We start from the raw sequence: 12,769 nt of genomic DNA on the forward strand, positions 1-12,769 counted from the left end.
CGCTGATGGTAGTGTGGCACTTGCCATGTGAGAGTAAGTCATCGCCAGCTTTTAAATATCAAACACCCCCAACCTAACCGTTGGGGGTGTTTTTTTATCTGTGGAATTTTATATATCCACTTATTTTAATTAGATCTGACTAAAAATACTTCATACTCTCCCTTTCCTTGCTTAAAATATAAACAATTTGAATCGAGCATCAGTTCATGCAGTTTAAAATTCTTGCCGCTCAAGATCTAGATAGACTACAGCGACAACAGATTGCTGAGTTATGTTTTACAGCTTTTGATGAAGATCCTTGGAGTCAGTATGCCTTCATGCAAAAAGCTTCTCATCTAGTCGGTATGTTGGATGAAAAGATTGTATCGCACGCTCTATGGACGGATCGAATGTTCATTGTTAATGACAATATCAGTGTAAAAACTGCTTATGTTGAATATGTGACGACTGATGAAATGATGCGGGGGAAGGGGCTAGCATCACAGTTATTAAGATATTTGATCGATGCTTTAACGACTTGGGGTTATGAACTTGCTGCATTACAACCCGAAGATGATGCATTCTATAAAAAACTAGGCTGGATTTCTTGGTTGGGGGATTTATATATCAAACAAAATAGCTCTACTTATTTGACAGATGAGAATGAAATTCTGTTGTATCCATTAAGTGCTAAGCTGAAAGAATTACTATCACATCATACAGCTGATGATGCTATTTGCGCGGATTGGCGAGAGGGCGAGCTTTGGTAGTAATCACTGTATAGCGTATTAATATTGAATAAAATTATTTTAATTTAAAGACTGTATAAAGATAAGAATCGGTTGGTATTTCACTTCGATAATTTATAACTTTTCATAAATCTTAACGTTTTCTACTTTCCTCCTTGGCTGACAAGCCTATAATGATTGAGAATCATTCCAAATCTAATAAGGAAATAACATGTCGACCGATCAGCAATTTCCAACACCTGCCAACCTCGGTATCGCAGTATATTCAAATAATGCCGAAGCGATTGGTAACACACCTTTAGTCCGTATTAATCGCCTCATCAAAACAGGTGCAACGGTACTGGCAAAAGTGGAAAGCCGTAACCCTGCATTCTCAGTGAAATGTCGTATTGGTGCAGCGTTGATTGCAGATGCGGAAAAACGTGGTGTACTTAAAACAGGTATGCATATTGTTGAGCCAACCAGTGGCAATACAGGGATTGCTTTGGCATTTGTCGCAGCAGCAAAAGGTTATCCAATTACCTTAACCATGCCAGCTAGTATGAGTTTAGAGCGTAGAAAAGTACTGAAAGCTTTAGGCGCGAATCTGGTTCTGACTGATCCAGCCAAAGGTATGAAAGGCGCGGTAGATGAAGCCGTTCGTTTGGCCACTGAAAATCCAGAACAGTACTTCTTACCACAACAGTTTGAGAATCCAGCCAATCCACAAATTCATACCGACACCACTGGCCCTGAAATTTGGCAGGCAACCAATGGTCAAGTGGATATCTTGGTTGCTGGTGTCGGTACAGGTGGTACCATTACGGGGATTTCACGTTATTTTGAGCAAGTTCAAAATAAACCATTGTATTCAGTTGCAGTTGAACCTGCAGAATCACCAATCATCACGCAAACTAAACGTGGTGAAAGCATCACACCTGCGCCACACAAAATTCAGGGAATTGGCGCAAACTTTATTCCTAAGAACTTAGACTTGGATCTAGTGGATGAAGTGTTGCCAGTGAATAGCGCAGATGCAATTGAGTGGGCAAGAAAGTGCGCAACTCAAGAAGGGATTTTAGTCGGTATTTCAAGTGGTGCAGCATTAGCGGCAGCAGCGCAAATTGCTGAACGTCCTGAAAATGCAGGCAAAACTATTGTGGTGATTTTACCGGATAGCGGTGAACGTTATTTATCTTCAGTTTTATTTGAAGGTTTATTTGACGAAGCGTAATTTCGTGATTCAGCCCATAAAAAACCATGCTTGAGGCATGGTTTTTTTATTGATTTTAAAGCGCTTTCTTTAAGGTTTTTTCGTGGCGTTTGACCGAACGAGCATATTTCTTGGCTTTATGCCGTGTCCAGAAACTGCGTTCGTAGCCTGTTGGTCCAACATTGTAATAGGCGACCGCTTTAGACCAACTGCCAGCAGATCGATAGTAGGTCGAGAGCACATGTGCACCACAGTTAATATTGATATTCTCATCATAGAGATTACCAGGGCAAGACTGACGCCAATGGCTGGAAATAATCTGGGTTAAACCGATTGCCCCTGTTGGCGAACGTGCTGAACTGTTGTAATTCGATTCTTGGCGAATGAGCGCGGCAAGTAAAGTCGGGGATACATCATAACGCTCAGCACTTTGAATGATCATCGGCGATAAGCGATTGGCCGTAGTCGGAGAAACCGAATACGCATTTTGCAAACCTGAGGAAAGTTGGTTCGAGCGATTGGCAAAGGATCCGCTTAAACTGCTACATGCAGATAGACTGATTGCTAGCACAACAAGGCTGATCTTTAAAATGATTGTGGCAAACGCTTTAAAGGCCGCAAGTTGATCAGAAGAAGTCGATGTGATGTGCAAAACCAGAACCCGATACCAAACAGAAGTATAAGGATGGTATGCACTCAGTTTAGGGGAGTCAATAGGAGTTATTTTACGGTAATGAATGAATCAGAGTGGCCATAAAAAAGCCCCGACATCCTGTCGAGGCTTTCTCATATTTGGTTTCTTGCCGCCAACTCCTGTCAACGACCACGTCCTGTGTTTCTTGTTGTTCTGAATGAGACATCCTGTCTCTCTATACTTGATATATTAGTGAATTTAGCTCATTCGGTATATTCGGCAATCACCGCAGTTATTGTAGGTTTTTGCTTACATCAGAACTTTATAGCGCTTCTTTTAAGCTTTGTTCATGGCGTTTAACCGAGTTCGCATAGCGTTCAGCTTGCTGGCGCATATAGGGGCTTCGTCTGTAACCTGTAGGACCAACATTGTAATAACCGAGGGCTTTGGACCAATCGCCTGTGGATTGATAGTAATTCGCTAAGATGTAGGCACCACAATTGATGTTGACGTGTTCATCATATAAATCACCAGGGCAGAACTGTTGCCAGAATTTTGGGCGTACTTGGGTTAAACCCACGGCATCTGCTGAAGAGCGTGCGCGAGTTCTATAGCTAGATTCTTGACGAATCAGCGCAGCCAACAAATGTGGTGAAATATTATGGCGCTCAGCTGTTTGCAGAATGATGGGAGCAACCCGATTTGCGGTTGTTGGTGATACTGAAAAAGCATTTTGAATACCAGAAGATAGTTTTTGCGAGTGGTTAATACTGGGCCCTTTGGTACTGGTACAAGCAACGGTGAGATAAGTACTGAAAAAAATGAGTGCTAATTTGGCAAATGAGATTTGAAAATATGAAAAAGAAAATTTTTTGTGAATTATCATCGTGGAAAAATTTGACCGTCATCTATAAAACATGCGGATGGTAGGGAGCAAGTCGATGACAGTCAATGCAATCTATAGGGGTAAATCGTTTAGTTTTAGATATTAAGCCGAATAAAAAAGCCCCGACATCCTGTCGAGGCTTTCTCATATTTGGTTTCTTGCCGCCAACTCCTGTCAACGACCACATCCTGTGCTTCTTGTTATTCTGAATGAGACATCCTGTCTCTCTATGCTTGATATATTAGCGAATCTATCTCATCAGGGATATTCGCCAATCACCACAGTCACTGTAGGCTTTTACTTACAAAGTGCAAATTAGCGTTTCTTTAGAATCCAGCCGACCAACCTTTGTGCAATTGGCGCGCAGACCAATACGCTAGGAAAGGCAAACATCCACGCTACGATCCATGCTGACATCCACATGGCAAAGAAATGATCGATAAAACCGACTGCCTTTAATGTGGTGATGCCAGAGATTAAAAAAGACATCATGCAGGATAAAATCAATGGAAATAAAAGACTTGCTGCTTTCACGTGATCATCACTCCTTGATATGCACTTAAGCTCAAAGCAAAATTTTGTCCAAACAACTGAGCGGTTTTGATATCGCCAAAATCAAAAGCATTTTCCGCACTGGCATGTTCAGCTTGTGCCATAAGGCCAGACCATGACCCGAGACGATTAGCCGCTTGCGTATAAGGAACACCTTGATGTTGCTCAGGTAAAATAGGATTACCGACCCATATCATACCGTGTTGCATCGCAAAGGTGAAAAGTGAAATCAGTGTAGATTGCTTATCACCTGAGGGTAGCGAGGAAACGGTAAATCCTGCAGCTAACTTTCCTTTAAATGCTTGTTTTTTCCATAAAGGTCCTGTGGCATCCATCAACTGTTTCAATGTGCCTGAGACACCACCCAAATAGGTTGGTGAACCCCAAATCAGTCCATCATAGTGACAGAGTAATTCAGGTTGTGATATTAGCTGTTCAGCGGTGAATAAATCAATTTTAAGCTGTGCAGCTTGTGTGGCACCGAGTTGAATCTGTTGGGCAATAAATTGAGTATGGCCCTGACGACTATGATAAACAATGGCAATGGATTTCATGGTTTGTTCCCTCAGTGAAACAGTACAAGCAATTGAGCGCTGAGATATAAACCGCAGCCGAAAATAGCGTGGTTAATCAGACTTCGTAGGCAATTTTGCAAAGGTTGTGCTGTTTTCGTTGAGGCCATGCCTGCGCCCATAGCCGGTTGCATGATGAAAAAGGGAATGAGCACTGTAATCACCCCGAAAATAAAGGCAGAGATGAATTGTGGTTGCAATAACCATGCTTCGCCTACAATCAGGACAAAGCTGAATGCAAAGAGAATGCCGACACTGTAATGTGCCAACCAACCCAAGGCATATTCCCTTTGAATGGCAGGGCTTTGCGCAATCGATGCATGGATGAACTTGCCCCGAAACATCCAACCGACCCAACGACCCAGTAAGGCAAAATTTAAGCTTGGGAGGTGGAGTCTTTTTAACAGCAATAGCCACATATCCATCATTATTGTGGCCCCTATACCTAGGCAGAGGATTTGAAATAACAGTTCCGCAGTTTCCATTTTTTCACCTTGCTCTTTTTTGCATAAAACGCGATAAAGATAGTGTGCAAGTTCAAGTCAACTTGAAGTCAAGGGGTATTTATGGATATTGGAGAAGTGGCTAAACGGGGCAATGTGAGCACCTCAACCTTACGCTTTTACGAAGAAAAAGGCTTAATCAAATCAATAGGCCGTCATGGCTTACGCCGACAATATGGCAAGCATGTCTTGGATCAATTGGCATTGATTGCTTTGGGGCGGGCGGCAGGTTTTTCCCTCAATGAAATTGCGCATATGTTTGGGGAGGGTGGTCAGCCCGAATTGGACCGAGCCATGCTCAATGAGAAAGCAGAGCAACTGGAACAAATGACCCGACGTTTGCACTTTATCAGCCAAGGACTGAGACATGCTGCGGTATGTCCCGCAGAAAATCATATGCAATGCCCAACCTTTCAAAACTTTTTAAAAGCTGCGATTGCTGGTGAATATCATCCGATCAAGCTTTAATGATATTGAATGGAGCGGGTTTATTTTATTTATAGAGCCAAGCATGGCGTTACATTGTCATCTTTTCGCCATAAAGACTTCATTTTATTGCAGTAAAAGCGTCATAAAAACTTGTTTTAATTTGCCTAATTTTTTACCAAATGTATAAAACCATGAACAAGAAAACTTTATTGGCCTTATTCTGCTGTAGTGCTTTGGGTTTAACGGCTTGTAATAATGATGACAATAATCTAGATCAGAATACATCGACAGACAAAGTCACAGAACCCACGCTGATTTCTTTCGCCAAGCTTCCTGTCGCAACTTATGCCGCTGGACCAGATTCAGGTAAAGCGGTGAGTGGGGCCAATGGCATCTATCCACCTTTTAAAGGACAACCTGTACAGGGCTTTTCTGCTGCCTTAAAAAATGAGGATGGCAGTTATATGGCTATGGCCGATAATGGTTTTGGCACACAGGATAATTCAGCTGATTTTTTATTACGCATTTATAAAATCAAAGCCGATTTTAAAACCAAAAGTAAAGGTACAGGACAAGTATCCGTACAAAGCTTCATTCAGCTACGTGATCCCAATAAGCGAATTCCTTTTGAGATTGTGAATGGCAATACGGCAGAACGTTTATTGACAGGGGCAGACTTTGATCCTGAATCAATGCAACGTGCGCCAGATGGTACTTATTGGATTGGTGATGAATTTGGCCCATTCTTACTACATTTCTCAGCCGATGGTGTGTTACTCGATGCACCGATTGCTTTGCCAAATCCATTTAATCCGAGTCAAGAATTACGCTCTCCGCAAAACCAGCTGAATAAAGCCAATATCAATTATGTTGAGCCGTTGGTGGGGCGCAGTAGTGGTTTTGAAGGCATGGCAATTTCACCTGATGGCAAATACCTGTATCCGCTACTGGAAAAGCCATTGCTGAATGACTCGACAGGTCGGCTGCTGATCTCTCAATTTGATCTTCAGAAGAAAGCCTATACGGGTGTTTATTATTGGTTTGTACTGGATAGTAAAGCCACCAATATTGGTGACTTCCAGCTGTTTAATGACAAAGAAGGCATCATTATTGAGCGCGATGTGAGTCAAAATAATCTCGGTGGCCATAAGAAACTGATTCGGATTAAATTCAATGAGCCGAAGCAGGTGGTGGCACGCGAAGACTTGGTTGATTTAATCAAAATTGCCAACCCGAATGGGCTGTATGGCATAGCGCGTGATGGAGATATTGGTACAGGCAAGGTGTTTGCCTTCCCATTTGAAACCATTGAAGATGTGATTATTGAAAATGGCACGACTTTGACGGTATTGAATGACAATAATTTCCCAGGTTCATCGGGCCGTAATGCCAAACTCGCCGATGATAATGAAATCATTCAGATTCGCCTGCCTAAAGCATTATTTTAAACATTTGATAAAAATGGCCGAAATGATCATTCCGCATTTCGGTCGAAGGCGTATACTGATCGGGCATAAGGAGTCCTCATGTCTGAATCAGTGCTGCGCCCAACCCATATTGAATATGGTTCGAAATCGTTTACTGCGATTTTATGGTCATTGTTCTTTGCAGGTTTCGCGTCATTTTCCTCGTTGTACTGTGTACAGCCGATGATGCCGATCTTTGCAGAATTCTTTCATGTCACTCCGACCCACAGTAGTTTTCCTCTGTCTTTTTCCACCATTGCACTTGCGATTGGCCTGTTGTTCACTGGTTTTATTTCTGACCGTTTTGGGCGTAAACCCATCATGGTATGTGCCTTATTTCTGGTTTCGATTTTATTGCTGATCAGTGCTTCTTTTCCAATCTGGGAAATCTTTCTAAGTACCCGTGTTTTGATTGGTTTGGCGGTCAGTGGGGTTGCCGCTGTGGCAATGACTTATATCGGAGAGGAGATTGCACAGCAGGATATCGGCTTTGCCATGGGGCTGTATATCTCAGGTACGGCGATTGGTGGTATGGGGGGGCGTCTGATTGCAGGCGTTTTGGTTGATTTTATTTCTTGGCAATCGGCAACCTATATTATTGGTTTTCTGAATTTTGTGATTGCCTGCTTATTCTATCTGTTACTACCTAAATCACAGCATTTCAAACCATTTCCATTCCGATTTTCACGTTTTAAAGCAGCCTTTGAGCAAAATCTAAAAGACCCGAAATTACGCATTTTATTTGCCCAAGGTTTTATTCTAATGGGCTGCTTAGTCACGGTCTTTAACTATATCAGTTACCATTTATTAGAAGCCCCGTTTCATCTATCGCAAACATGGATTGGTCTGATTTCAATTGCCTATCTGGCAGGGATTTATAGCTCACCCAAAGCTGCGCAATGGGGCTTTAAATTTGGACGGGATAAAGTATTGCCAGTTTTACTGGTGATGATGATCATCGGCCTATTGATTACTTTGATTCCAGCGCTTTGGACCATCTTACTGGGTCTCACCATTTTTACCTTTTCTTTTTTTGCGGCACATTCGACGGCTAGCAGTTGGGTTTCGGTTCAAGCGGTTCAGTATCGGGCAGTGGCTTCTTCGCTGTATTTATTCTGCTATTACATGGGGTCGAGTTTATTGGGCAGTAGTGGTGGGTTGGTCTGGGAGAACTATGGCTGGACGGGAATAAATCTTATGGTGGCTGTGGTTTTAGCAATAGGGCTATTTTTAGCGTTGCGGTTAAAGGCTTTACTGATTCAGAAAGTTGATTAGTTTTTGTTTTTTAGATTTATGTTTTAAAGTTTTGAATCAATATAAAAAGATAAAGAAATAGAATGAAATTAGTTAAAAATATATTTATACCAGTGTTAGTCGTCCTTTCTTTAGGGATGAGCTTCTGTATAGGTGCTTTAACTGCGGGCTTTAATTATTGGTTTCAGCCCTTAGTCCACATGCAAATTTCAAATCACAGCGGGCAAATGATTAGTCAGCTGAAGCTACATGTGCAAACAGCAGGTGTGCAGCATGAGATCTTTTTCCAGCCCTTAGAAAATAACAAGACAATAGAAACGCAATTCTTTGTACAGGGCGAAGGTGGATATCAGTTGGAAGTGACACTTGCGAATGGTCAAACCGTTTCTGGAGGTAGCGGCTATATTGAGTCGGGTTATACGGTCAAAGAGGTGGTTCGATCAAATGGAATAACCACTACTGCTTCCTAGTTAGTTAAAACTTCAGTTTAATGCTCATATTTATATTTTGCTTAAACTTTATACAAATAATTTGTTATCCCCTTGTTCCTGAATGTTTTATAAACAGGGAAAATGAATGAAATTCATGTTAAAATGATCGGCTTTCATTTTAGGGGTTAAAATACCAGCAACCCCGATAAATGTCTCTCCTTCATCTGCTAGCCGAGATTCGCAAGCTATGTCTACTGCCTATACCATGCAGACTGCGCCTAAAGCGCTGTTTGATTACGACAAATATTGGGCGTCGTGTTTTGAACCCGCACCATTTTTGCCGATGTCACGAGAAGAAATGGATCTACTCGGCTGGGATGCATGTGACTTTATTTTAGTTTGTGGCGATGCCTATATTGACCATCCATCTTTTGTATCAGGTGTGATTGGGCGTGTACTTGAAGCACAAGGCTTCCGTGTCGGAATTATTGCGCAACCTGATTGGACCAATGTAGAGAGCTTCCGCGTTTTAGGTAAGCCAACCATTGCATGGGGTGTGACCGCAGGGAATATGGATTCAATGATCAACCGTTATACGGCAGATCGTAAAATCCGCTCTGATGATGCGTACTCACCAAATAATGAAGCGAATAAACGTCCAGACCGTGCAGCCACGGTTTACTGTCAGCGTTGTCGTGAGGCTTTTCCAGACGTTCCAGTCTTACTTGGTGGAATTGAAGGCAGCTTACGTCGTATTGCACATTATGACTATTGGTCAGACAAAGTCCGTCGTTCAATTTTGATGGACTCTAAAGCTGATTTGTTGATGTATGGCAATGGTGAGCGTGCCATTATCGACGTGATGCATCGTTTAGCCAAAGGTGAAAAAGTTCACGAGATCACTGATGTTCGTGGTACTGCATTTATTATTAATAAACATAATAAAAAATCGAAAGCAAAATTCGTTGAAATCGCCAGTAACGATGTTGATACCATTGGTCGTGTTGATCAGATCATCAATCCTTATGTGATGACTGAAGATATTGATGGCTGTGAAGTTGAAAAAGAAAAAGGCAACTCATTGGCGCAGTATCAAAACTTCCAAAAAGAATTTGTGGCAAATCCAATCGTACGTGAAGGCGACAATCTAGATCAAGATACGCAGATCGTACAGCTGAAACCTGCACCATCAAAAGCAATTAAACATAAATTACCACCACGCGAATTGGCTGTAATCCGTTTACCTTCTTATGAAGAAGTGGCTGAGGATCAGGTGCTCTATGCACATGCCAATCGTATTTTGCATCTAGAAACCAACCCTGGTAATGCGCGTGCATTGGTGCAACGTCATGGTGAGCGTGATGTTTGGATCAATCCTCCGCCAATTCCTCTGACCACTGAGGAAATGGATTATGTGTTTGATTTACCTTATGCACGCTTACCGCATCCAGCTTATGGCAATGCGCGTTTTCCAGCATTTGATATGATCAAATTCTCTGTGAATATCATGCGTGGTTGTTTTGGTGGTTGTACTTTCTGTTCGATTACCGAGCATGAAGGTCGTATTATCCAAAACCGTTCGGAAGATTCAATTTTACGTGAAATTGAAAAGATCCGTGATACTGCACCTAACTTCACTGGGATTATTTCGGACTTAGGTGGACCAACGGCAAACATGTACCGTTTGCATTGCCAAGATCCTGAAATTGAAAAGAATTGCCGTAAACCCTCTTGTGTTTATCCAGGCGTTTGTCAGAACTTGCATACAGACCATGCACCTTTGGTTCAGCTTTATCGTAAAGCCCGTGAAATCAAAGGGGTGAAGAAGATTCTGATTGGTTCTGGTCTACGTTATGATCTTGCAGTCCTAAACCCTGAATATGTGAAAGAATTGGTACAGCACCATGTCGGTGGTTATCTAAAAATTGCGCCTGAGCATACCGAAAATGGCCCATTATCGAAGATGATGAAACCAGGTATCGGGACTTATGATCGTTTTAAGCAAATGTTTGAGCGTTTCAGTAAGGAAGCAGGTAAGGAACAGTATTTAATCCCATACTTTATTGCCGCACATCCGGGTACCACCGATTACGACATGATGAATCTGGCGATTTGGTTGAAGAAAAATGGCTTCCGTGCCGATCAGGTACAGACCTTCTATCCATCGCCAATGGCAACGGCAACCACAATGTATTACTCAGGCAAAAATCCATTGTCTAAAGTGGCACGTTATACGGAAAATGTGGATATCGTGAAAGGCGAAAAGCGTCGTCGTCTGCATAAGGCATTCTTACGCTATCACGATCCAAACAACTGGCCTTTATTACGTGAAGCCTTGAAAGAGATGGGGCGTGTAGATTTAATCGGAAATTCAAAGCAGCATTTGATTCCAACGTATCAGCCACAAGGTACTGCTGAAGGTGAATATAAATCGGCACGTAAGAAGAATTCATCTGTCGCAGGGGATTCTGCAAAACGTGGTCAAGGCCAATCTCGTTCGCAGTCTGGTCAACAGCGTCCGCAAAAAGGACAGGTCTTAACCCAACATAATGGTTTACCACCACGTGAAACGGGTGAGAAAAGACCATTTTCAGGAAAGCCAAAGTCTAAAACCAAAGCACCTCGTTAATTGGGTATAGAAGAAGGCATGAGAGTTCATGCCTTCTTTTTTATGCCTAAATTATTATGTGATCACAATTTGATCGTAAAACTATCGCCCATAGAAACATAAACTGACAATAACGACTTGAATCTTGGCAAACGAATGATTATAAATAAAGTGCAGAGGGCTATTACGACTTTGGTCGTCTAGGAAAACACGATTAAAAAACTTAAGTTTGCACTGCAAAATGACTTTGCTATCGATGTTCTTGATTAAAAAAATTGGCATAAAGCCAAATGATTATAAAAAATCTAAAGGGATTAGTTAGAAATGTATTATTTTATAACAACAGTTGGGTTGCTGTTAATCACAGCACTTGCACTTCGTCGCTTACAACAAAATAGGCGTCAGGACAGTCCATTAAAACGCCGTGGTATTTTAAATATTGCGGAGCAAATTACCTTGATGCGTTTACAAGCTGTATTACCACGTCATACCGTGTTGGCGCATGTGTCTTTTGATGCTTTACTGACCACTAAATTTGCGCACACACGTCGGAAGTATCAAGGTTTAGTTGCAGATTTCGTCATTTTAGATCAGCAGCATCAAGTGCTTGCGATTATTGAGATTGCTGACGAATCTTATGTGAACCGCCTGCATCAAAAGCATTATCAAGATAGTTTACTTGAATTGGCAGGCTATCGTGTACTGCGTTATAGCAGCATTCCGACTGAACAGGAGCTCAGAGAAGATTTAGTGCCTGATTTGTTTGAGCCTACCGCTATTTCAGCGGCAGGTACCTCAGCATCAATGTCGCTGCCTAAAGCAGATCGAATGATGAAATATAATGAATTCGCATTTAAATCTTATTAATCTGGGCGAACCGCAGTGACTGTCATTTCAACCAAAACATCAGGTGTGTAGAGTTTAGATTCGACACAGGTACGTGCTGGGGGATGTCCCTCAGCAATCCATGCATCCCATACCGCATTCATGGCTGCATAATCTTTTTCGATGTCTTTTAAAAAGATCAGTACAGATAAAATATGAGTTTTATCTGTACCTGCTTCTGCCAATAAACGATCAATATTATCTAAGGTCTGCTGTGTCTGTGCGGTTACATCAACGCTGGTATCATCAGCCAATTGACCTGCTAAATGAACAAGATTTCCTGAAATTGCAACTTCGCAATAACGTGATGTGACATGAAGGCGTTGCACAGACATAGTGATTCCCAAATCGAAAAGTATAGTGGGGATTGTACTTGATGCCATTCAGCTGCAATGTAATTTTCTATAAATCAGGCTAAAAAACTTTCTATTTCCATTAAGTTACGATGTTTGAAAACCAAAATGCAGCGTTGTTGTGGGCAAATAATAATATTTCCCAGATTCAAAAACTGAATTTTGGCTTGCCGTAATTGATTCAGACAGCTTGCAATCGAGCTGTGTAAAGGACATAGCTGTTTAAGTTGCTTTAACGCTAAATAAGTCGTTTGGTACATGGTTTTTATTCCTTAT

The 12,769-nt window shown here is 41.8% G+C and carries 15 protein-coding genes; 8 read left to right on the forward strand and 7 right to left on the reverse strand.

The features are described 5' to 3' along the window. Positions 1-206 precede the first annotated feature (206 nt). Together F885_RS13965 and cysK are read left to right on the forward strand one after the other, a co-directional pair. Entirely contained in the window at positions 207-749 is a 543-nt protein-coding gene (locus tag F885_RS13965) for a GNAT family N-acetyltransferase (RefSeq protein ID WP_005314656.1), read from the forward strand. Positions 750-939: 190 nt separating this feature from the next. Next, positions 940-1,941 carry a cysteine synthase A gene (gene cysK, locus F885_RS13960; protein ID WP_004802030.1) on the forward strand — a complete coding sequence of 334 codons (1,002 nt, stop codon included), beginning with the start codon at positions 940-942 and terminating at the stop codon, positions 1,939-1,941. A 55-nt stretch (positions 1,942-1,996) separates the two neighbouring features. On the opposite strand, the gene F885_RS13955 is transcribed toward cysK, so the two are convergent. From F885_RS13955 to F885_RS13935, 5 genes are all read right to left on the reverse strand, one after another. Next, complete coding sequence (locus F885_RS13955) at positions 1,997-2,515, reverse strand: lytic transglycosylase domain-containing protein (protein ID WP_081401671.1); 519 nt, start codon at positions 2,513-2,515, stop codon at positions 1,997-1,999. Between the two features lie 361 nt (positions 2,516-2,876). Further along, on the reverse strand, positions 2,877-3,440 hold the full coding sequence (locus F885_RS13950; RefSeq protein WP_005314663.1) for a lytic transglycosylase domain-containing protein: 564 nt from the start codon (positions 3,438-3,440) through the stop codon (positions 2,877-2,879). 315 nt (positions 3,441-3,755) lie between these two features. After that, positions 3,756-3,974: a DUF2798 domain-containing protein gene (locus F885_RS13945; protein WP_004656444.1), complete on the reverse strand. Its 219-nt coding sequence runs from the start codon at positions 3,972-3,974 to the stop codon at positions 3,756-3,758. Further along, positions 3,971-4,546, reverse strand: a complete 576-nt coding sequence (locus F885_RS13940) for a flavodoxin family protein (RefSeq protein WP_005314675.1) — start codon at positions 4,544-4,546, stop codon at positions 3,971-3,973. The genes F885_RS13945 and F885_RS13940 overlap by 4 nt, the downstream gene beginning before the upstream one ends. A gap of 11 nt (positions 4,547-4,557) precedes the next feature. Then, on the reverse strand, positions 4,558-5,049 hold the full coding sequence (locus F885_RS13935; RefSeq protein WP_005314678.1) for a DUF2938 domain-containing protein: 492 nt from the start codon (positions 5,047-5,049) through the stop codon (positions 4,558-4,560). Positions 5,050-5,130: 81 nt separating this feature from the next. Here F885_RS13935 and F885_RS13930 point away from each other — a divergent pair, with 81 nt between their 5' ends. From F885_RS13930 to F885_RS13905, 6 genes are all read left to right on the forward strand, one after another. Then, the gene (locus F885_RS13930; protein WP_005314680.1) at positions 5,131-5,535 is read left to right on the forward strand and encodes a helix-turn-helix domain-containing protein; all 405 of its coding nucleotides are present in this window, start codon (positions 5,131-5,133) and stop codon (positions 5,533-5,535) included. Positions 5,536-5,687: 152 nt separating this feature from the next. Then, entirely contained in the window at positions 5,688-6,944 is a 1,257-nt protein-coding gene (locus tag F885_RS13925) for an esterase-like activity of phytase family protein (RefSeq protein WP_171068193.1), read from the forward strand. Positions 6,945-7,022: 78 nt separating this feature from the next. After that, the gene (locus F885_RS13920; RefSeq protein ID WP_005314686.1) at positions 7,023-8,237 is read left to right on the forward strand and encodes an MFS transporter; all 1,215 of its coding nucleotides are present in this window, start codon (positions 7,023-7,025) and stop codon (positions 8,235-8,237) included. A gap of 62 nt (positions 8,238-8,299) precedes the next feature. Continuing rightward, positions 8,300-8,686 carry a hypothetical protein gene (locus tag F885_RS13915; RefSeq protein ID WP_005314687.1) on the forward strand — a complete coding sequence of 129 codons (387 nt, stop codon included), beginning with the start codon at positions 8,300-8,302 and terminating at the stop codon, positions 8,684-8,686. A 208-nt stretch (positions 8,687-8,894) separates the two neighbouring features. Beyond that, positions 8,895-11,276, forward strand: coding sequence for a YgiQ family radical SAM protein (locus F885_RS13910; RefSeq protein ID WP_005314688.1), 2,382 nt, complete (start codon positions 8,895-8,897; stop codon positions 11,274-11,276). 303 nt (positions 11,277-11,579) lie between these two features. Then, positions 11,580-12,122: a DUF2726 domain-containing protein gene (locus F885_RS13905; protein ID WP_004802049.1), complete on the forward strand. Its 543-nt coding sequence runs from the start codon at positions 11,580-11,582 to the stop codon at positions 12,120-12,122. Here F885_RS13905 and F885_RS13900 read toward each other — a convergent pair. Both F885_RS13900 and F885_RS13895 read right to left on the reverse strand, forming a co-directional pair. After that, positions 12,119-12,475: a RidA family protein gene (locus F885_RS13900; RefSeq protein WP_004802050.1), complete on the reverse strand. Its 357-nt coding sequence runs from the start codon at positions 12,473-12,475 to the stop codon at positions 12,119-12,121. The genes F885_RS13905 and F885_RS13900 overlap by 4 nt on opposite strands. 74 nt (positions 12,476-12,549) lie before the next feature. Beyond that, positions 12,550-12,753 carry a hypothetical protein gene (locus F885_RS13895; protein ID WP_005314689.1) on the reverse strand — a complete coding sequence of 68 codons (204 nt, stop codon included), beginning with the start codon at positions 12,751-12,753 and terminating at the stop codon, positions 12,550-12,552. Between the last annotated feature and the right edge of the window lie 16 nt (positions 12,754-12,769).

The organism is Acinetobacter higginsii (assembly GCF_000369845.1).
GTDB lineage: Bacteria > Pseudomonadota > Gammaproteobacteria > Pseudomonadales > Moraxellaceae > Acinetobacter > Acinetobacter higginsii.